Consider the following 19,287-nt stretch of genomic DNA (forward strand, 5'->3'; position numbering starts at 1 on the left):
GCTGGGCCCTAACCCTGCCGCTTCCACTGAGCCCTCACCCTGCCGCTTCCGACGGCGCCCGCGCGAGAATGTTCCACCGTGAAACGTAGGATCATTCTTCGCACGGGCGCCGCGACGGCGTTCGCCGCTCTCGGCACCGCGCCGGCCGCCAGGACCGAACCCGCCGGCGTGAACCAGCGGTTCGCGGTGGCCGTGCTGCCGGACACCCAGATCCTCTTCAGCACCGGCGGCGCGGGCCCGGAACCGTTGCACGCCACCCTCCGGTACCTGCTGGACCGGCGCGTCGCCTTCCTCGCCCACCTCGGCGACATCACCGAACACGGGACCACCACCGAACTGGAGCTCGCCGGGCGGGCGTTCGCAACCGTCGACGGGAAGCTGCCGTACAGCGTCCTGGCCGGCAACCACGACGTCACCGGCGATGATCAGCGCGGGAGAACGGCGTACCTCGACGTCTTCGGCCCGCACCGGTTCCGGCGCGCAATCGGATTCCTCGGCGCCTCCCCCGACGGCTACAACAGCGCCCACCGGTTCCACGCCGGCGGACGGGCGTGGCTCGTCCTGGCCCTCGACTGGCGGATCTCCGACGGCGGGCTGGCCTGGGCACAGGGTGTCCTCGCCGCCAACCCCACGCTGCCCGCGATCGTCACCACCCACGACCTGGCCACCGCCGACAAGCAGGGCACCACCACGCTCTCCGACCACGGCCGGCGACTCTGGCAGAAACTGATCACCAAGAACGACCAGATCTTCCTGACCGTGAACGGGCACCACGTGCCGCCCGGCCGCACCGTGCTGCGCAACACCGCCGGACACGACGTGCACGTCCACGTCACCAACTACCAGGACCGCTACCAGGGCGGTGCGGCGATGATCCGCCTCTACCACTTCGACCTGGCCCGCGGCCGGATCGACGTGGAAACCTTCGCCCCGTGGTTCCTGACCCGCCCCGCCGCCGGCCGAACCCCACTGGAGACCGAACACAGCGAGCTGACCGGCGACGCCGACCGCTTCACCCTGACAATCGACTTCGAGGAACGGTTCGCCGGATTCACGCCCAAGCCCGCTCCCCGCTGACCCGCGGCAGACGGCGGTTCGCCGAATTCCGCGCCCCATACGGGTCGCCGCTGATCCCGTCCGCCGGAATCACGCCCCGTACCGGTCACCGCTGACCCCGTCCGCCGGAATCACGCCCCGCACCGGTCACCGCTGTCTCGTAGGCTGAAGAGAGTGACCCTTTCCCACGAGGAACTCTTCCTGCGCTACCTGCACGCCGGAGCGATCAGCAGGGATCCGGACGCGGTGGCGGCCCTGTTCACCGAGGACGGCGTCTACGAGGCGCCGCTGCAGTCCCTACGCTTCACCGGCCGGCCCGCGATCCGCGACGGCGTGGCAGCCCTGCACCGCCGGCTCCCCACCGCGGGGATCCCCGACGCCGAACGCTCCGGCTACATCCTGCACGAAACGCTCACCCCCGACGTCTTCATAGCCGAGATCGACACCGTCCTGACCCACCCCGACGGTCCAAGCACCACAGTCGCCCTGACCCAGATTTTCCGCGTCTACAAAAGCCACATAACGCTGCTACGCGACTACTTCCAAACCCCGTAACCTTCCACCCCGCTGCCGTGACCGCTCCCACCGCTCTCGCGTAGTCCCCGCCACTTCCCCGCCTCCGACGGCATGCCGCCGCATCACCACCGCCTTCAGCGCCCCGCCCACCCTCAGCGCCCCGCGCCCTCGCGTAATCCCCGGCCACCCTCAGCGCCCCGCCGGACCCACCGCCCTCGCGCCGCGCCCGATCCGGTATCGGGTGCAACCACCACCCCACCCAGGGCACCGACCACACCCAATCCAGACAACGGGTACAGCAACCACCCGCCCAGACGGCCTACGCACCCCATCGCGCCACTGGGGACGACGACCACCCCAACCGAGAAGGCAACCGCACCCGATTACGACACCGGGAACCGCGGCCACCCAACCGCAACGGCGTCCGCACCCAACAGGCACTACGGGTGCGGCCACCGCCCACCCAGGCGGCCAACGCCCCCGATCACGACACTGGGAACCGCGGCGACCCCAAACAAGACGGCGCCCGCACCCGATCACCACACCGGGAACCGCGACCGCTCAGCGGGGCGGTGACCGCACCCAACAGGCACTACGCGTGCAGCCACCGCCCGCCCAGACGGCAAGCGCACCCGATCAGGTATCGGGTGCAACCGCCACCCCATCCAGGGCACCGACCGCACCCAATCCAGACAACGGGTACAGCAACCACCCAACCGAGACGGCACCCGAACCCGATCACCACAGCGGGGACCACGACCGCCCAGCGGGGCGGTGACCGCACCCAACAGGCACTACGCGTGCAGCCACCGCCCACCCAGACGGCAAGCGCACCCGATCACGACAAAGGGAACCGGGGCCACCCCAACCAGGATGGTGACAGCACCCGATCACCACATCGGGGACGACGACCGCCCAGCCGGACGGTCAACCCACCCAATCACCACAACGGGGACCACGACCGCCCAGCCGGACGGTCAACCCACCCAATCACCACAACGGGGACCACGACCGCCCAGCCGGACGGTCAACCCACCCAATCACCACAACGGGGACCACGACCGCCCAGCCGGACGGTGACCGCACCCGACGGGCGCTATGGGTGCGGTCACCGCCCCGGCCCCGGCAGCGAGCGCACCCGATCACGACAACGGGGACCGAGGCCACCCCGAACGGGACGGCGAGCGCACCCGATCACCACAGCGGGTGCCGCGATCACCCCTCAGCGGGGACGGGCATGCGGGAACGTGCGATCCAGGTCGTCGGCCAGGTCGCGGCAGTGGCGCAGGATCAGGCGCAGGGCCCGGGCCTCCTCCGAACTGTTCGACGGCGAGAGCGGCGCCGACACCGCCGTCTGGAGGCGCGCCAGCGCGTCCATGTTCAGGGAGAACTGGACGTTGCCCGCCACGTCGGTGGAGACCGTCACCAGGCCGAGGAGTTTCATCGCGCGGCTCAGGAACGGGGACGCCGAGGCGGGGATGATCGGCTGGGGTTGGCGCTGGAAGCGGTTGATGTTGTGGGTGAGGATGTCGTTGATGCCGCAGCTGATCGGGTGGGCGGCCTGGAACGGCTGCCAGGTCAGGCCCGGGTCGCGGCGGACGCGGCTGCCGCCGTCCTCGGTGGCCATGAAGCTGTTCAGGCCGAAGGCGCTCACCGGGATGACGCGGACCGGGCTGTCCCGGTCGGTGCGGCGCAGGTTGTGGAAACGGTTGGTGCGTTTGCGCAGCCAGGTGATGACCTCTTCGAGGGTGTGGCCGTCGGCGTCGAGCAGGTCCCATTTGGTGACGCACAGCTGGATCACCTGGTCGCGGCCGTCGAGGATGCCGATCAGGTGCCGGATCTCGCCGAGGGCCGTGTCGTCGGGGCCGTCGCGCATCATCGCCGCGAGTTTGGCGCCGTCGAGGATGCCCAGCACGATGTCGGCCTTGTCCAGGGATTCGGCGAGCGGTTCGGGCAGGCCGCTGCCGCGCTGGCTTTCGCGCAGCAGTTCACCGGAGTAGTCGGGGTAGGTGAAGCGCAGCGGGGCGCCGGGCATGTCGAACGCCAGGGGGTAGGGGTGCAGTTGGGTGCCGGTGTTCGGGAACGGCAGGACGCCGTTGAGTTCCTCGAACCGCTGGGCGAGGTCGTTGAGCTGGTCGGTGTGGTCGGGGTGGCTGGCCCGGACGGTGACGCCGTCGCCGCCGGCCCGGGACATGGTCTGGTACATCGCGGCGAGCAGGGCGGTCTTGCCGGATTTCGGGAAGCCGAGGACGGCGACGCCGACTTCGGATTCCTTTTCGGTGGCCGGGGTGTCGGTGGTGTCGGCGTCGCGGTGCAGCCGGGCGGCGGCGGGCAGGCCGGCGGCGGCGACTGCGGCGGCCGCTGCCAGGGGCACCAGGTACAGCGGGATGTCCATCGTCAGCCCCCGTTCAGCACGTAGTTGACGGTGTCCTGGTTGAACGGGTTGGCCGGGGCGTCGTCGAGGTACGCCCCCACCCGTTCCTGGAATCGGGTCGACAGGGCCACGTAACCGGCGTCGATCGGCCGCGGCCGCGCTTTTTCCACGCCCATCAGCAGGACCGGCAGGTCGGGGTGGGCGTCGACGAGGGTGGGGTCGCGGTAGGCGGCCCGGTCGACGGGGAGCAGCCGGGATCCGACGAGTTCCCGCTGGCTCTGGGCGTTGGTCAGGTGCCGGATCAGGTCGGTCGACTCGTCGTGGCGGGACGATCCGGCCACCACGGCGAGGTTCTGTCCGCCGAGGACGCCGCGGCTGAGGGCGGCGAGGTCCTGGACCTGGCTGCGGTTGTCCCGCCGGTACGGCCAGTTGCGCATGAACTCGCGGCCGGGCCGGGTGAACTCGGCGACGGTGGCGGCCTCGGTGGTGGCCCGGAAGATCTTGCCGTCCCGGATCGCGTCGGCCAGTGGTTGCAGCGCGCTGGTCCAGATGTCGACCTGGTTGTTGAGCCGGCCGTCCATGCCGAGGAACCGTTCGTCGGCGGCGAGTGCGTGTTCGAGCACGTTGACGAGGAACGCCTCGTTGCCGCCGATCAGCTGGCCGACGAACTGGCGGCTGTCATCGGGCAGGCCGGCGACCAGTTTGGCGAGGTCGACGATGTCGTCGGCGATCGGTTTCTTGGACAGGATCACGCCGACGTCGGTGTTGAACGGGACGGCGAAGAGCCGGTCGTCGCCGGGCTGGCGGCAGGTGGCCAGCGGGCCGGGCAGCAGGTCGGTGCGGACCAGGTCGCCGGGGAGTTCGGCGAGCAGGCCGGCCTGGGCGAACTCGGCGACGTAGATCGTGTCGAGCAGGAGGACGTCGCCCCAGCCGCCGGTGGCCCGGCGTTTCATCTCGCGGTATTGGTCGCCGGTGTCCTCGCCGAGGTCCTCGACGACCGGCAGTTCGCCGGGGCGCCACTCGCCGGAGAGTTTGCGCAGCACCCCGGCGGACGCGTTGCCGCTGCTCACCACGAGTTGCCCACGGCTCGGCGTGGCGGCGGCGACACCTGCCGCGGCGAGCAGCCCGGTGCCGGCGGCTCCGGCCAGGAACCATCGCCGGGAGTATTTCCGGATCGTGGCGGGATCGCTGGTCATGACGGGCGACGTCCTCAGTGGAGGAGTAGGACGGCCCTGTCTATCCCAATCATGAGTGTGATCGCAACCACATCGGCCACGGCCCAGCCGCCTCCCGGCAGCACCGCCCGCCGATCACGGCACGGGCGGGAGGTGTGGCTGTCCGGGAGGCGGCTGACGCGTACCCCTAAAGGGCTTTGATCTCGGTCTGGAATCGCTCGCGGAGCTGAGCTTTCTCGGTCTCGGGGAGCCAGCAGGCCTCGACGCCGGCGAGTGCCATCGCGGTCAGCCGCTCGCGCGGGACGGCGAGTTCTTCGGCGAGGATGCGGTATTCCTCGGTGAGGCTGGTCGGGAACATGCCGGGATCGTCCGAGCAGGGGATCACGTTGAGTCCGGCTTCGATCATCGCGGCGATGGAGGCGCGACGCCACGGGCGCCAGGAGCGGCGTGACGTGGTGGAGGCGGTCAGGAACGCGACCTGCTCGTCGCGCAGGCGGGCCACCACCTCGTCGTCCTCGAGTACGAAGTACCCGTGGTCGATCCGGTCGCAGCCGAGGTCGTCGAGGCAGGTGATGGTGTTCTCGGCGAGCGGGGCGTGTTCGGAGGAGTGCGCGGTGCGCTTGAGGCCCGCGTCGCCGGCGAGACGGTACGCGTCCACGAACCGTTCCGGAGGTCCGGCGGTCTCCAGGTTGTCCAGCCCGATGCCGGCCACGTAGTCGTTCGGGTTGTCGACGACCGTGCGGACCCGCTCGACGGCCTGCTCGCCGGAGTGGCTGCGGTCGACGGCGGCGAGGAGCCGGCCGGTCATGCCGAAGTCCCGCTCGGCCATCCTGATGCCTTCGACGTAGGCGTTCACCGATCCGGTGTAGCCGAGGGAACTCAGGTGCTCGGGCACCTCGTCGAACGACATCTCCAGGTGGCGCACGTTGTTGCGGTGCGCGTCCTCGAAGGCCTCGTAGACGATCCGGGTCAGGTCGTCGGCGTCTCGCAGCGCGGCGATCACCCAGGCGGAGGCCTGGAAGAGCGAGTAGGAGACTTCGGGCTCGCCGGCGGAGCGTCCCTGCGGGACCGGGATCCGGGTGTTCCGGTAGAGCGCCGGGTCCGGCGGCAGCGAGTTGATGTCGGCGAAGATCCGCTCGGGGTCGGCCGGCAGGTCGAGCCGGGCCCGGCGGGCCAGTTCGGCGAAGGTGGTGGCGCGGACCGTACCGATCAGGTGGCAGTGCAGTTCCACCTTGGGCAGGTCACGGAGAAAGTCAGACATGGGGTTCCTTAGGTGGCCGGGACCTCCCTGGCGGAGGAGGTCCCGGCCGTGAGGGTGGATCAGCTGCCGGTGACTTCGCGGGCGAAGCGGTCGACCCAGTCCTTGCGGGTGGGGACCAGCTGCGCCGGGTCGAGAGTCGCGTATCCGGCGACGACCGGGTCCTTGGCGATCTCGCCGACGACCGCGGTGATGTTCTGCGGGACCGACGCGCCCGGGTTGACCGGCAGGTCGCCGACGAGTTCGGCGGACTTGGACTGCGCGTCGGCGGAGAGCAGGTAGTCGATGAACTTGTAGGCGTTCTCGGTGTTCTTCGAGGTCGCCGGGATCATGGCCCGGTTGGTGGCCATGTACTTGCCGGTGGCCGGCGGGGTCCAGGCGACCTTCTCGCCGTCGGCGACCAGCGTGGTGGCGAACCCGTTCAGGGTGTCGGCGGCGACGATCTCACCCTGGGTGATCAGGTTGGTGACCTCGGTGGACGAGCTGTAGAACTGCAGCACGCCGGGCTTCCAGCCGGCCAGGGTCTTCAGGGCGGCGTCGATGTCGTACGGGCCGGAGCCGTAGGAGGCGGCCACCCCGGAGATCATCAGCTGGCCGGCGGTGACGGAGATGTCGGGCAGCGCGACCTTCTTGCTGTACGCGCCCGCGTAGACGTCCCACTTCGCGGCCTGGTCGGCGGTCAGCTTCTCGGTGTTGTAGATCGTGCCGTTGAGCTGGTAGCTGTACGCCGGACCCTGGTACGCCTCCTCCTTCGCGAACTCGGCGATGGTGGCGAGGTTGGGCACCTTGTCCGCGGGGATCTGCTGGAACAGTTCGTCCTGCTGGCCGAGGGCGGCGTAGTAGTCGGAGATCAGTACGACGTCGGCGCCGGCCTTGTCCCCGGCGACCTGCAGTTGGGAGAGCCGGTCGGAGTTGGAGCCGGTCTCGACCTCGACCTCGATGCCGGTGGCCTTGGTGAACGGGTCGATGACCGCCTCGGTGAACTCCTCCACGCCGAACGGGAAGGTGCTCAGGACGATCTTGCCGGCGCTGCCGGCCTCGTCGGACGAGGAGGACGAGCCGGAGCACCCCGCGGTGACGGTGAGGGCGGTGACGGCGGCGGCTGCTATGAGGGTACGGCGAAGCAAGTGTCTATTCCTTTCCGGAATTCTCGAGGGGTACGAGATGAGCCGGGTCAGCGGTGACCGTGGTCTTCTGACCGGGTTCGATCGCCGCGGCGTTACGAACGTCGGCGATCAGGCGGACTGTCTGGCCGGCGCCGTCGACGGCCTCGAGGGTGACGAGCAGGTCCACGCCGCGGTATGCGGTGGAGACGACGGTGGCTTCAAGCCTTTCGCCCGTCTTGTCGCCACCGAGCGAGAGATACTCGGGACGAATTGTCCGGAAAATACCGGACTTGTCGGTGAAGAAGTTCTCGTAGCCCAGGAAGTCGGCGACGAACCGGTTCGCCGGCTGGGAGAAGACCTCGCGAGGAGCGCCGGACTGCATGATCCGACCGCTCTTCATCAGGACCATCAGGTCGGACATCTCCAAAGCCTCGTCCTGATCATGCGTCACCAGGACGACGGTCAGGCCGGTCTCGGACTGGATCCGGCGGATCTCGGCGCGCATCTGGACGCGAAGTCGCGCGTCGAGGTTGGAGAGCGGCTCGTCGAGCAGGAGGAGCCGGGGCTGGATCGCGATGGCGCGGGCCAGCGCGACCCGCTGCTGCTGCCCGCCGGACAGCTTCTTCGGCTTGCTGGCGGACAGATGCCCCAGTCCGACGAGGTCGAGCGTGTCGGCGACGCGCTGATTCGTCTCCTTCTTACCGACTTTACGGATCTTCAGGCCGTAGGCGACGTTCTCCGCCACGGTCATGTGCGGGAACAGCGCGTACGACTGGAAGACCATGCCCAGCCCACGCTTCTCCGGCGGCAGCCTCGTGCTGTCCACCCCGTGGATGGTGATCGTGCCCGAGGTCGGCTGGGAGTATCCCGCCAGCATCCGCAACGAGGTCGTCTTGCCGCAGCCACTCGGGCCGAGCAGCGTGGTCAGCTTCCCCTCGGGGATCTCCAGGTCGATCGCGTCCACGGCGGTGAAGTCACCGAACCGCTGGGTCACGCCGACGAATGCGGCAGCGGTGCTCATCGGTTGATGCCTCCGAAGATCTTGGCGAAGCCGACGGTGCGCTCCGCGATGACCGCGATGACGACGGTCGCGGCGAGGATGAGGGTGGCCATCGCGGCGATCCGCGGGTTGTAGCTCTGCTGCACGTAGTCGAGCATCGTCACCGGCAGCGTCCGGAACTCGCGGTCCTGCAGCAGCAGCGACAGCGGCACGTTGTTGAACGAGGTGACGAACCCGAGCAGCCCGGCCGAGAAGATGCCCGGTCGCAGCAGGGGAAGGGTGACGGTCAGGAACGCCCGGACCGGCGAGGCACCGAGCCCGCGGGCCGCCTCCTCGACCGCCGGGTCGGCCAGCGCCAGGGATGCGCCGGTGACGCGGACCGCGTACGGCAGAAGAAGCGCGGTGTGCCCGAGCAGCAGCGTGGTCAGGTTGTCGAGTCCGAGACCGATCATCAGCTGCTGGTACAGCGCGAGGCCCACCACCAGCTCCGGCACGATCAGTGGTGACAGGAACAGGCCTTCCAGCAGCCCACGTCCCGGGATCCTGCCGCGGTGGATGGCGATGGTGGCCGGCACACCGAGCAGCAGGGCCAGCGCGGTCGCGCCGATCGCCAGGTAGAGGCTGGAGACCAGCGACTCCATGAACGGGTCGTAGGTGACCGCCGCCTCGAACCACTGCAGCGAGAAGCCCTCCGGCGGGAACCGCAGGGTCCGTCCCGCGCTGAACGCGGTGGCCACCACGAACAGGATCGGCACGATCATGATGATGTAGCCGAGCACTGCCAGGGTGGCGGCAACGGGGCGCCTCGTGCCGTTGCCCCTCATGTCGTTGCTCCCTTCCGGCCGGCGAGCGACGAGACGGCGGAGACCAGGAACACCAGGATCGTCATGATCAGGGCGGTGGCGCTGGCCGCGGCCCAGTCGACCGAGACCGAGGCGTACGTGAACAACTGCGTCGCGAGCATCCGCTGCCCGGAGCCGCCGAGCAGGTAGGGCGTGGTGTACGCGGTGACCGACCCGGCGAAGACCAGGGTGGCCGCGACCACGATGCCGGGCAGCGCCAGCGGCACGACCACGGTCCAGAACGTGCGGGTGCGCCCGGCGCCGAGACCGCGGGCCGCGTCGTCCAGGCCCGGGTCGATCTGCGCGACCGCGGAGTAGCAGGAGATCACCGCGAGCGGCAGGAACAGCTGGGTCAGGCCGAGCACGATGGCCAGCGGCGTGTACAGCATCTGCGGGGACTCGTCGGCCAGCCCGGTGCTCGTCAGCAGCTTGCCGATCGCGCCGTTCGCGCCGAGCAGCACCAGCCAGCCGAAGGTGCGGACCACGTTGCTGAGCAGCAGCGGGAAGATCGCCAGGGCCAGCAGGACGCCGCCCCAGCGGCTGGTCGAGCGGGCCAGCAGGTACGCGATCGGGAACCCGAGGCCGACGCAGAGGCCGGTGACGATCAGGCCGATGGTGACCGTGCGGCCGATGATGCGCAGCTCGTAGGGGTCGGTGATCATCTCGGCGAGCCGCGTGACGACCGCTGCGGTCTCCTCGCCCGGGGGCGCGACGAGCATCGCCACGGCCGGCACGAGGAATCCGGCGGCGAGGAACGCAAGCCCCGGTAAGAGGAGAAGAGCGGTTTTTCTCGACATTTCCCTAATCTCGGACTTGAGGTCATGCAACCGGTTGCACAACCGGTTGCACGCAGCCTACGTCCTCCGGGATGATGATGCGGCGCGGGAGCTGGTAAACACCGTGTAACGACTCTCGGAGGCTCCCACGTGGCGACCCTGGCGGATGTGGCATCCCTCGCCGGCTACAACAAGTCCACGGTCTCGCGCGCCCTGGCCCGCCCCGAGATGGTCGCGCCGGAAACCCTGACCCGCATCCTGGCCGCCGCCGACCAGCTCGGATACGTGCTGAACCGCACCGCCAGCCAGCTCGCCCGGGGCCGCACCGGCCTGGCCGCGTTCGTCGTCCCCACCCTCGAGAACGCCTTCTTCGCCCCGATCATCGGCGGCGCGCAGGCCCGCGCCGCCGAGTCCGACCTTCACCTCACGGTGACGGTCGCCTCCGACGTCACCGCTCTGGAACGGCTGGCCGCCCAGGTCGACGGACTCATCCTGGCCGCCCCCCGCGGCACCGACGCCGACGTCACCACGATCGGCGCGATCAAGCCCACGGTGCTCGTCGACAGAGAGGTCCCCGGCCTGCCCTCGGTGGTCGCCGACACCGCCACCGCGATAGGAGCCGTCGTCGAAGGCCTGGCCGTCCGCGGGCACCGGCGCATCGCGTACATCGGCGGCCCGCCCGGCTCCTGGCAGGACCCGGGCCGCGAGGCCGCCGCCCGCAACGCCGCCGCCCGCTCCGGCGCCGAACTGACCGTCCACGGCCCGTTCCCGGCCACGTTCGCCGCCGGGGTCGCCGCCGCCGACGAGGTACTGGCCACCGGCGCGACCGCGGTGGTCCCCTACGCGACAGCGCTGGCCCTGGGCCTGATGCTCACCTTCCGCGGCCGCGACGTGCACGTCCCCGACGACATCGTGGTCAGCGCCGAGACCACGGTGACGCACGCCCTGGGCGCCCCCGGCATCCCGGCCATCGACGTCGACGGCGAGGGCCTCGGCCGCACCGCGATGGACCTGCTCACCACAACCCTGCTCACCACAGCCCTGCTCACCGACCCCGGCGAACGCCGCCGTCTCCCGGTCAAGGTCACCTGGAGCCGCTGACGCCGGTCAGGGCAGGTTCCTGCGCTCACGCCCTTCTTCGGGTACGCGTAACCGACCGTCCCCCACAACCACCAACGGCCGCACGCGCCGAGCCGTCGCCCACGGTCCCCAAACAGGCCAACCCCAACCGTGGACAACGGCTCGAACCCGCCCGCCGTCACCCAACGGTCCCCAAACCGGCCGACCCCAACCGTGGACAACGGCCCGCACTCGCCAGCCGTCGTCCACGGTCCCCGAACGGGCCGAACCCAACCATGGACGACGGCTGGCTGGTGCGAGCCGTCGCCCACGGTCCCCAAACAAGCCAAACTCAACCGTGGACGACGGCTCGCACCGGCCAGCCGTCGTCCACGGTCGCCGCGCAAGCCGAAATCAGCCGTGAGCAACGGCTCGCACCAGCCGGCCGTCGACGACGGCGGCGGCTATCGACTGCAGCCAGCCATGGGCGACGGCCGGGCGCCCGCGAGAAGGGCCGCAGCCCACAGCCTTCGGATGAGCCCCGGCGGTTGAACTGACGGGCCACCGGGCCACCGGCTGACCGCTTGAGATCAGTCCCGGTCTTGGAGCAGATCGTCGGTGCGCACGACCGTGCCGAAACGGGGCAGGATCGTGGTCACGGCGTGGTGGTGTTCGGCCGCAGTGAGGCCGGTCATCGCGTCCTCGACGAAGGTCACCGCAAAGCCGTGGTCCGCCGCCGCCCGCCCCGTCGACTCGACACCCATCGTGGTGGCGATCCCCGCCAGGACCACCGTCTCGACCGATCGTGCCCGCAACTCTTCGGCCAGCCCGGTCCCGTAGAACGCGCCGATCGTCCGCTTCACCACGACCATGTCACCCTCGCGGGGCGTCAGCTCCGGCACGAACCCGCTGCCCGGCGGCTGCTCGACGACACCCGGCCGTTCCACGCGGACCAGCACCACCGGGTCCCCGGCCCGCCGCCACGCCGCGACGAGCCGCACCGCCCGGGCCACCACGTCGGCGCCCCGATGCGGCCCGAACTCCTGCTCCACAAGCCGGGGCATCAGATCCACCACGATCAGCGCGCTCGTCATGCCCGCGATCGTAGACGGCACCAACCGCCCGATCGCATCGGGCACTTCGGCACATCACCATTGTCTGCCCAGCTCACACGCCGTATGGTCCGGCACCTGGGACGTCGAGGACGGGAGCACAGGCGGGGAATGTCGACGAGCGGAACCGGATCGCGCGGGCGCGGGAGGTCGCCGCGGAACTCGATCGGATTCTGCTCGCCGCGGACCGGACCGCCTTTCACTGGCAACAGCAGATGCGGCTGGTCGTCGCCGATCTGTCGGTCACCGATGCGTCCGGGGAGGAGATCCTCGGAGCGGCGCGGGAGCGGCTGGCCGGGCTCTACTACGGCGCGCGGAACTTCGGGGACTTCTACCTCGCCCGCGAGGACCGCGAGGACCGCGAGGAGCAGGTTGCGGCCAACCGGCACCTCGCGGCACTCGTCAAGGAACTCCGTGCCCTCGTGGGATTCGGTCAGAGGAGTTCGAGGTAGCCGTCGGTGCCGTGCAGGCGCAGACGCTGACCGTCTCTGATCAGGGTGGTGGCGTTCTCGACGCCGACGACGGCGGGCAGGCCGTACTCGCGGGCGATCACCGCACCGTGGGTCATCTGGCCGCCCACCTCGGTGACCAGGCCGCTGATCGTGACGAAGGCGGGCGTCCAGCTCGGGTCGGTGTAGGCGGTGACCAGGATGTCGCCGGGTTCGAGGTCGGCGCCGGCGATGTCGGCGACCACCCGGGCCCGGCCCTCCACGACACCGGCCGAGACGGGCAGCCCGGCCAGTGCACCGGCGGGCAGGTCGGTCCGCTGATAGGAACCGGACAGGGCCTCGCCCTCCGAGGTGAGGACCCGTGGTGGGCGGAGATCGCGGAATGACCGGAACTGCTCACGGCGTACCCGAAGAAGGTCCTTATCGGCCTCCTGGGTGCGGACCACCTCGCCGAGCTCCGGGACCGTCAGGAAGAAGATGTCCGAACGGTCGGCCAGTACACCGGTCTCCACGAGCCGGGAAGCCTCCGCCAGCAGCGCCTGCTTCAGGACGAAATAGCGGCTGATCATGTGGTATTTCGGGTATTCCCGGTAGCCGATGAAGGTCCGGACCCGGTCGATCATCCACTTCGTCTCGACGGCCTTCGCCTCGCCGTCGTCCGGCAGCTCACGCAGCCGGGCCAGCACCTCCCGTTCCTTCTCCGCCGCCTGCCGACGGCCCTGCTCGACGCGGCGCGCGCGGGCGCCCGGCTCGGCGTTGCGCACGTTGGTCAGGATCAGCGGCACGATCGCCAGCGGCTGCTCGGACCAGCGCGGCCGGGTGATGTCGATCTCGCCGACGCACCGCATCCCATAGTCGTCGAGGAACGCCATGATCGCGTCACGAACCTCCTGACCTCCGGTCAGTTCCGGGAGCCGGTCCAGGAAGTCGTTTCCCGCCTTCTCCAAGAAATCAACCACGCCGGGGTACGCGCGGAGCACGTCAGCGACGTCGAGCAGCGCCATGCCCATCTCGGAGGTGACGTTGTCCGCGACCGACAGGGTGAGCGTGTCGGCGGCGTTCTTCTCCCCCAGCCACTGCTCCAGGTGCTCGTTGAGCCACCAGGATGCCTCCATCCCGGCCATGATCGCGAGGACGTTCCGCGGCTCGGTCAGGATGTTCCGCAGTCCGAGCAGGTCCGCGGTCACGAAGTCGATCACGTCGGTGCCGGACTTCCCGGCGATGTCGCGCTTGAGCTGTTCCAGGGACGCGCGCCGCTCCGCGATCAGCTCGGCGACGACGGCCGGATCAGTCGGCAGCTTCTCGCCGCGGTCCCCGGTCCGGGCGCCGTGGATCGGGGCGACCGGGCCGTCGTCCGTCTTCTCCGGGACGAACCCCCGGTCGACGACCGTCTGCACCGCGTCGCCCATCAGCGGGTCCGACTGCTTCATGATCGGGAGCAGCTGCGCCCGCATCGCCGGGGAGGCCAGCCGGGCGGTGGCGTCGACGAACAGCCGCCCACCGGCGTCGCGCATCTCCCCCGGTGACGTCAGCTTCCACACCGACAGGCCGAGCGGGGTGATCGCCTCGGTCATCATCTGCTGGTGGCCGACCGACAGATAGACGCGTGGGGCGTCGTCGGCGGCCTCCGGAACCGGGAACAGGGTGGTGATCGGCCGGCTCTGGACGATCGCGAAACCGTCGTCGTCCCGGCACCATTCGATGTCCTGGGGACGACCGAAATGGGCCTCCAGTCGACGGCCGAGCGCTTCCAGGCGTACCCCATCAGGGTGGGAGAGCGCCGGAATCTCCCGGGTCTCCACCGGGACCTCCCGGTGCTCGACGCCGCCGGCGGGCGAGGGCTGCACGGCGAGGCGCTTCACGGCGATCCGCTCGCTGATCACCACGCCGTCGCGCACCTGGTAGACGTCCGGGTCGACCAGGCCGGACACCAGCGCCTCCCCCAGCCCGAACCCGGCGTCGATCGCGGTGACCCGGCGGTTGCCGGTGACCGGGTCGGCGGTGAACATGATCCCGGACGTACGCGGAAAGATCATGCGCTGGATGACGACGGCCATCCGGACGCTGCGGTGGCCGATCCCGTGCCGCAGGCGGTAGGTGACGGCCCGCTCGGCGAACAGCGACGCCCAGCAGCGGCGGACGTGATCGAGGATGTCCGCCTCACCGATCACGTTGAGATAGGTGTCGTGCTGGCCGGCGAACGACGTCGCCGCCGAGTCCTCGCCGGTCGCACTGGACCGTACGGCGTACGCGACACCCGCCGTGATCGGCCGGATGATCGCCGACGCGAGCACGTCGGGGAGGGCCGCCTTCTCCAGGACACGACGGATCTCCGCGCTGTGCGAGGCGATCCCCTCGCGGTCGGCGGGGTCGAGCGCGGACAGCCGGTCCAGCAGCTCCGGCATTCCGGGTGCCAGTTCCAGGATCCGGTCGAAGGCGGTGGTCGTGACGACGAACCCGGGCGGCACCCGGATACCGTCGATGCGGGCGAGTTCCCCCAGGTGGGCGCCCTTGCCGCCGGCCAGGTCGGCCATCGACCGGTCGAGCTCGTCCAGATTCATGACGTAGCGGGACACCGCGGACTTCCTCTCGCAGGACGTAGCGTGACCGACCGATTGTGCGCGGTATATGGGGTCTTGCGGCAAGAGCCCCTATCCGATATAGCTTAGAAGTGGAAGGGTGCGTCCCCGCGATTCTCAGGTCCGGAAAACCCCTCGGACCGGGACACTCTCCCGGGATAGCCTCCACCGGCTGACGACAATCCGGCCTGGAGGATGCTCGATGACTCTGCCTCGCAAAGGCACCCGGACGATCGTGGTCGACGACGTGACGTACCGCTGGCGGGCGACGCAGAAGGACGAGCAGTTCGCGTCCTACGTCGCCGAACTCGCCGACCAGCCCCGCTCCGCGATGCTGGGTTCGAACGTGGCGATGCTACCGAGCATCACCCCCGGCATCGTCGCCGACGGCATCCGGGCCGCACTGCGGGCCGGCTGGACCCCGTCGCAGCCCGGCCCGCCCTTCCGCACCCCGCGGTCATAGGGGTGGCTCCGTCGTCGCGGTGGGGCGTCACGCCCCGGGAGAGCATCGAGGCTGCCTGCCAGCGGCAAGGGGTCGCGGCTGTGGTCGGCGGGTGTGTGCGGACTGTTGTGGGCGTGGTCCGAGGGTACCGACAGCGCGGTACGGACCGGGCTCGCTGACGAGGCTTGGCGGGTTCGGGAGATGGCTGCCGAGGTGGCCGCGAAACGGCTGCTCGGCGGGGTGCTGCCCGAACTTGTGGGGCTACGCGGGGACCCGGTCGCACGGGTTCGTGTCGCCGCCGACCGGGCGATCCGGGTGCTGACCGCGGCCGGTGCCTGAACGGCGACGTCACCCCCTCATGTCCGCGCGGGTCAGAAGACGGTACTGATGGCGTCGGCCAGCTCGTCGGGGTGGGACAGGAACGGGGAGTGCGACGAGTCGAGTTCGAACACCTTCGTCGGGGTGGACGAGACGGCGTCCAGCTCGCGGATCAGGCGGCGTTGCAGGTTCGGGCGTACCGCGTTGTCGCGGGTGCAGAGCACGTAGCTGTGCGGGACCGCGCCGAACCGCTCCCGGGTCACCGTGATCGTCTCGGCGGGGATGCCCATCGGGCCGTCCGGGCTGAGCAGCGCCGTCGCGGCGTCGGCTACCGGGTCGGGGATGCCGTTGTAGAAGCATTCGCGGACGCTGGCGCTCAGGTGCGTACGCAGGCGGAGAGATCCGACGACGGCCGGATCCGCGGCAAGCAGCGGGCCCACCATGTCGCCCGCGTTCTCCGGCATGCCGATGTAGTCGACCGTCGGGTGACCGCCGACCGGGGCGAACGCGGTGACATACATCAGGTGGGCGAACAGTTCGGGGGCGCGTTCGGCGGCCGCCGTCACGACCGGGCCGCTCATGCTGTGCGCAACGACGACGCACGGGTCGCCGCCGCCGATGGCCCGCAATTGGTCGATCAGGGTGGTCGCGGCCGACGAGGCGGTCACATGGGCGACCGGGGACGGCTCGGTGGCGAAGGCGGCCGGGTCGAACGGGGCAGACCAGCGGGACCGCGGCGAGACCGCGCCGAGGCCGTGACCGTCGAGGTCGACGGCCACCGACGGGATGCCACGCGCGGCGAGCCGGGTGGTGACCGGTGTCCAGCACCAGGAGCCGTGCCAGAAACCGTGGACGAGTACAACGTTACGCATGCCACGGAACGCTAGAGACGCGCGCCGGCCACAACCACGTCCTGATTGTGCGGGGCTGTTGCGTGCAAGGCGGCGAGACGTGCGGCGCTGGGTGTGCCCGGGACCGGCTTGAGCATCAGCATCCGCTGGCGGCCCACCTGACTGGCGACGATCACACAGTCCATCTCGATCCGGCCGACCCGCTCGTCGTCGACGATTTTGGTCGGGCAGTGCAGCGACGCCACCGCGTGCCGGCCCCACATCCCGCGGAACTCCTCGCTGACCGTGGACAGCCGGTCGACCAGGGCTCCCGCCGCTCCGTCGTGGCCGCGCTCGGCGATCACCGTGCGCAGATCCGAGGTGTACGCGAGACCCGTCTGCTCCTGGCTCTCCGGCGGGTCGAGCCGGTGCCGCCACGTCGGTGAGGTGAACCAGTGCCAGATCAGGTTGACGCCGACGAACCCTCCGAACAGGGCGATGTTCAGCCGGTTCTGGGCGAGGACCGTCCCGAGGTCGTCGGTGACGAACGCCGGCGTGGTGTCCGCGACCGCCTCCAGGACGTAGGCCAGCGCCGGGTCGACCTGTTCGGTGGGCGCAACCCGGACCGGCACGGACTGGCCGGCCAGCCGGAACAGGTGCGCCTCCTCCTCGCCGGTGAGCCGCAGCGCGGTGGCGAGCGCGGACAGCACGGCCGCCGACGGGTACGGTCCTCGGCCCTGTTCGAGCCGCTCGTAGTAGGTGGCGGAGACCGTCGCCAACGCGGCCACCTCCTCACGGCGCAGCCCGGGGGTGCGGCCGGATCGGCGCGCGGGCAGCCCCACCTCCTGCGGTGACAGTGCCTCCCGGCGACGACGGAGGAACTCACCCAGCCATGCACGGTCCACAACACCGGACCCTATCCGGCTTCCCTGGCGGCTCAGCCGCGCACCGACACACCGGTGAGGCGTTCGGAGAGCTCCCAGAGAGCGCGGAGGGACGACACCGAGACCACGCGGCCGGTGAGGTGCTCGCGCAGAAGCTGGGTGAGCGCGAAGTGGCCGAGGTGGTTGACACCGAACTGGGCCTCGAACCCGTCCCGGGTCCGGGTCAGCGCGGGCGGGTGGATCATCGCGGCGTTGTTCACCAGCAGGGCGGCGTCGCCGGTCCAGTCGTGGGCGAACCGCCGGACGGAGGCGAGGTCGGCCAGGTCGAGCGTGCGGACCTCGGTCGGCCCGGGGAGCCGCGCCGCGACGGCCCGGCCGCTGTCCACTGGCGGAACGCCTCGATGCGGGTGATCACCTGCTTGCGGCCGACGGTGTTCTCGATGCGGTCGAGGTAGAGGCAGCGGGCGGCCGGCATGTCCAGGTCGACGGTGAAGCGGTGGAACCGTCAGCGAGAACGGTACATCAGCATTCGTCACCGTCCCATGATCGCCGCTGAGCCGGTAGCCGTGGCCCGCCGAGGTGAGCGAAGTAGGACACGAAGGAGGGAGCTGCAAGATCCACTCTCCCGCCTTCGTGCCGCGTCCGGGGGATGCGAGGTTCAGGGCCCGGGAAAGCGGGCACGGTAGGTCTCGTCGCTCCAGGAACGACGGGAGCGATGCAAGAGATCGACGACTACGACGTTCGGAGACAGGCGACATGCGTGACGTGCTGAAGGCGACCGTTCCGGCCGTGGCCCTGATGACCGCCCTGGCCGCCTGCGGTCAGTCCGGTGACGGCGCCTCGGGCGAAGCGGCCGGCGCCGGCTCCAGCACCGCACCCGGTACCGCCACCACCGAACCCGCGGACGCGACGGCCACCCCGGAGAGCACCACCACGACCGGTGGAAGCCAGTCCGGTGGCGGCAACACCGGCAGCGACTGCGCGACGGACGACCTCGCCGTCACGATTGCCGCCCAGGGTGACAGCGCGACGGCCCCGACCGCGATGGTCGTCGTCACCAACAACGGCGAGAAGGACTGCACGGTCCACGGCTGGCTGACGTTCACTCTGGTCAACGCCGCGAACGAGGCCGTCGAGGTGCCGACCGAGAAGGTCGAGGAGCCCGGTCCCGCGGTGGACGTGAAGATCATCGCCGGCGGCTCGGCCTTCGCCGGGATCAAGTGGACGACCTGCGACAAGGGTGACAGCTCCTGCGGCGCCGGCAACACGATCCGCTGGGACCTCGGCACGTCCGCCGACGGTCCGGCCGCCGAGCTCGAGGGCTTCCCGGCGGCGGAGAAGAGCAACATCACCATGAAGTCGCTCAAGGTCGGCACGCTGCAGCCGAGCCGGCAGGGCGTCGTCGCCTGGTGATCCCCGACCCTCCCGTGCGGGTGGTCCGACGCGGCGCCACGGCGCCGGGCCGCCCGCACGGGAGCAGCACCGATCCGGCCCGCCGAGAGTCGCCGCCC

At 70.2% G+C, this 19,287-nt stretch carries 19 protein-coding genes; 7 read left to right on the top strand and 12 right to left on the bottom strand.

The features are described 5' to 3' along the window. The first annotated feature begins 78 nt into the window (after positions 1-78). Positions 79-1,077 (top strand): metallophosphoesterase, encoded by a 999-nt coding sequence (locus QSK32_RS12200; RefSeq protein ID WP_285471916.1) that lies wholly within the window; start codon positions 79-81, stop codon positions 1,075-1,077. Positions 1,078-1,230: 153 nt separating this feature from the next. Beyond that, entirely contained in the window at positions 1,231-1,611 is a 381-nt protein-coding gene (locus QSK32_RS12205) for a nuclear transport factor 2 family protein (protein WP_285471917.1), read from the top strand. Positions 1,612-2,794: 1,183 nt separating this feature from the next. Here the strand turns inward: QSK32_RS12205 and QSK32_RS12210 are convergent. From QSK32_RS12210 to QSK32_RS12240, 7 genes are all read right to left on the bottom strand, one after another. Then, positions 2,795-3,967 carry a TRAFAC clade GTPase domain-containing protein gene (locus QSK32_RS12210; RefSeq protein WP_285471918.1) on the bottom strand — a complete coding sequence of 391 codons (1,173 nt, stop codon included), beginning with the start codon at positions 3,965-3,967 and terminating at the stop codon, positions 2,795-2,797. Positions 3,968-3,969: 2 nt separating this feature from the next. Then, entirely contained in the window at positions 3,970-5,142 is a 1,173-nt protein-coding gene (locus QSK32_RS12215; RefSeq protein WP_045745314.1) for an extracellular solute-binding protein, read from the bottom strand. 166 nt (positions 5,143-5,308) lie between these two features. Next, positions 5,309-6,382, bottom strand: coding sequence for an adenosine deaminase family protein (locus tag QSK32_RS12220; protein ID WP_211275482.1), 1,074 nt, complete (start codon positions 6,380-6,382; stop codon positions 5,309-5,311). A gap of 59 nt (positions 6,383-6,441) precedes the next feature. Beyond that, the gene (locus tag QSK32_RS12225) at positions 6,442-7,506 is read right to left on the bottom strand and encodes an extracellular solute-binding protein (RefSeq protein ID WP_211275483.1); all 1,065 of its coding nucleotides are present in this window, start codon (positions 7,504-7,506) and stop codon (positions 6,442-6,444) included. Positions 7,507-7,510: 4 nt separating this feature from the next. After that, complete coding sequence (locus tag QSK32_RS12230) at positions 7,511-8,506, bottom strand: ABC transporter ATP-binding protein (protein WP_045745315.1); 996 nt, start codon at positions 8,504-8,506, stop codon at positions 7,511-7,513. Next, positions 8,503-9,309 carry an ABC transporter permease gene (locus QSK32_RS12235; protein WP_052720889.1) on the bottom strand — a complete coding sequence of 269 codons (807 nt, stop codon included), beginning with the start codon at positions 9,307-9,309 and terminating at the stop codon, positions 8,503-8,505. The genes QSK32_RS12230 and QSK32_RS12235 overlap by 4 nt, the downstream gene beginning before the upstream one ends. After that, complete coding sequence (locus QSK32_RS12240) at positions 9,306-10,124, bottom strand: ABC transporter permease (RefSeq protein WP_045745316.1); 819 nt, start codon at positions 10,122-10,124, stop codon at positions 9,306-9,308. Before QSK32_RS12240 ends, QSK32_RS12235 begins: the two co-directional genes overlap by 4 nt. 147 nt (positions 10,125-10,271) lie before the next feature. On the opposite strand from QSK32_RS12240, the gene QSK32_RS12245 reads away from it, so the two are divergent. After that, the gene (locus QSK32_RS12245) at positions 10,272-11,204 is read left to right on the top strand and encodes a LacI family DNA-binding transcriptional regulator (protein ID WP_211275484.1); all 933 of its coding nucleotides are present in this window, start codon (positions 10,272-10,274) and stop codon (positions 11,202-11,204) included. 548 nt (positions 11,205-11,752) lie between these two features. On the opposite strand, the gene QSK32_RS12250 is transcribed toward QSK32_RS12245, so the two are convergent. Further along, entirely contained in the window at positions 11,753-12,256 is a 504-nt protein-coding gene (locus QSK32_RS12250; RefSeq protein ID WP_285471919.1) for an isochorismatase family protein, read from the bottom strand. A gap of 233 nt (positions 12,257-12,489) precedes the next feature. Here QSK32_RS12250 and QSK32_RS12255 point away from each other — a divergent pair, with 233 nt between their 5' ends. Continuing rightward, the gene (locus QSK32_RS12255) at positions 12,490-12,726 is read left to right on the top strand and encodes a hypothetical protein (protein ID WP_285471920.1); all 237 of its coding nucleotides are present in this window, start codon (positions 12,490-12,492) and stop codon (positions 12,724-12,726) included. On the opposite strand, the gene rph is transcribed toward QSK32_RS12255, so the two are convergent. After that, a complete protein-coding gene (rph, locus tag QSK32_RS12260; protein WP_342669807.1) occupies positions 12,708-15,299 on the bottom strand; it encodes a rifamycin-inactivating phosphotransferase in 2,592 nt (863 codons plus the stop codon). The genes QSK32_RS12255 and rph overlap by 19 nt on opposite strands. A gap of 205 nt (positions 15,300-15,504) precedes the next feature. On the opposite strand from rph, the gene QSK32_RS12265 reads away from it, so the two are divergent. Together QSK32_RS12265 and QSK32_RS12270 are read left to right on the top strand one after the other, a co-directional pair. Continuing rightward, positions 15,505-15,765 (top strand): hypothetical protein, encoded by a 261-nt coding sequence (locus tag QSK32_RS12265; RefSeq protein WP_157411285.1) that lies wholly within the window; start codon positions 15,505-15,507, stop codon positions 15,763-15,765. Positions 15,766-15,945: 180 nt separating this feature from the next. Further along, positions 15,946-16,083, top strand: coding sequence for a hypothetical protein (locus QSK32_RS12270; RefSeq protein WP_285471921.1), 138 nt, complete (start codon positions 15,946-15,948; stop codon positions 16,081-16,083). Positions 16,084-16,115: 32 nt separating this feature from the next. Here QSK32_RS12270 and QSK32_RS12275 read toward each other — a convergent pair whose 3' ends face one another. From QSK32_RS12275 to QSK32_RS12285, 3 genes are read right to left on the bottom strand one after another with little or no spacing between them, the layout of a single operon-like run. Then, positions 16,116-16,934 (bottom strand): alpha/beta fold hydrolase, encoded by an 819-nt coding sequence (locus tag QSK32_RS12275; protein ID WP_045745320.1) that lies wholly within the window; start codon positions 16,932-16,934, stop codon positions 16,116-16,118. A gap of 11 nt (positions 16,935-16,945) precedes the next feature. Next, on the bottom strand, positions 16,946-17,797 hold the full coding sequence (locus QSK32_RS12280; protein WP_045745321.1) for a helix-turn-helix transcriptional regulator: 852 nt from the start codon (positions 17,795-17,797) through the stop codon (positions 16,946-16,948). A gap of 32 nt (positions 17,798-17,829) precedes the next feature. Then, on the bottom strand, positions 17,830-18,162 hold the full coding sequence (locus QSK32_RS12285) for an SDR family NAD(P)-dependent oxidoreductase (protein ID WP_353050968.1): 333 nt from the start codon (positions 18,160-18,162) through the stop codon (positions 17,830-17,832). A 370-nt stretch (positions 18,163-18,532) separates the two neighbouring features. On the opposite strand from QSK32_RS12285, the gene QSK32_RS12290 reads away from it, so the two are divergent. Continuing rightward, positions 18,533-19,189, top strand: coding sequence for a DUF4232 domain-containing protein (locus QSK32_RS12290; RefSeq protein ID WP_285471922.1), 657 nt, complete (start codon positions 18,533-18,535; stop codon positions 19,187-19,189). The last annotated feature ends 98 nt before the right edge of the window (positions 19,190-19,287 follow it).

The organism is Actinoplanes sp. NBRC 101535 (assembly GCF_030269225.1).
In the GTDB taxonomy this organism is placed as follows: domain Bacteria; phylum Actinomycetota; class Actinomycetes; order Mycobacteriales; family Micromonosporaceae; genus Actinoplanes; species Actinoplanes rectilineatus.

What these genes read in the sequence shown, in the direction of transcription:
- QSK32_RS12270 (WP_285471921.1), top strand. Translation starts at nt 15,946, where the DNA reads ATGGCTGCCGAGGTGGCCGCGAAACGGCTGCTCGGCGGGGTGCTGCCC.
- QSK32_RS12250 (WP_285471919.1), bottom strand. Translation starts at nt 12,256, where the DNA reads ATGACGAGCGCGCTGATCGTGGTGGATCTGATGCCCCGGCTTGTGGAG.
- QSK32_RS12220 (WP_211275482.1), bottom strand. Translation starts at nt 6,382, where the DNA reads ATGTCTGACTTTCTCCGTGACCTGCCCAAGGTGGAACTGCACTGCCAC.
- QSK32_RS12275 (WP_045745320.1), bottom strand. Translation starts at nt 16,934, where the DNA reads ATGCGTAACGTTGTACTCGTCCACGGTTTCTGGCACGGCTCCTGGTGC.
- QSK32_RS12240 (WP_045745316.1), bottom strand. Translation starts at nt 10,124, where the DNA reads ATGTCGAGAAAAACCGCTCTTCTCCTCTTACCGGGGCTTGCGTTCCTC.
- QSK32_RS12230 (WP_045745315.1), bottom strand. Translation starts at nt 8,506, where the DNA reads ATGAGCACCGCTGCCGCATTCGTCGGCGTGACCCAGCGGTTCGGTGAC.
- QSK32_RS12255 (WP_285471920.1), top strand. Translation starts at nt 12,490, where the DNA reads ATGCGGCTGGTCGTCGCCGATCTGTCGGTCACCGATGCGTCCGGGGAG.
- QSK32_RS12290 (WP_285471922.1), top strand. Translation starts at nt 18,533, where the DNA reads ATGCGTGACGTGCTGAAGGCGACCGTTCCGGCCGTGGCCCTGATGACC.
- QSK32_RS12215 (WP_045745314.1), bottom strand. Translation starts at nt 5,142, where the DNA reads ATGACCAGCGATCCCGCCACGATCCGGAAATACTCCCGGCGATGGTTC.
- QSK32_RS12235 (WP_052720889.1), bottom strand. Translation starts at nt 9,309, where the DNA reads ATGAGGGGCAACGGCACGAGGCGCCCCGTTGCCGCCACCCTGGCAGTG.
- QSK32_RS12265 (WP_157411285.1), top strand. Translation starts at nt 15,505, where the DNA reads ATGACTCTGCCTCGCAAAGGCACCCGGACGATCGTGGTCGACGACGTG.
- QSK32_RS12210 (WP_285471918.1), bottom strand. Translation starts at nt 3,967, where the DNA reads ATGGACATCCCGCTGTACCTGGTGCCCCTGGCAGCGGCCGCCGCAGTC.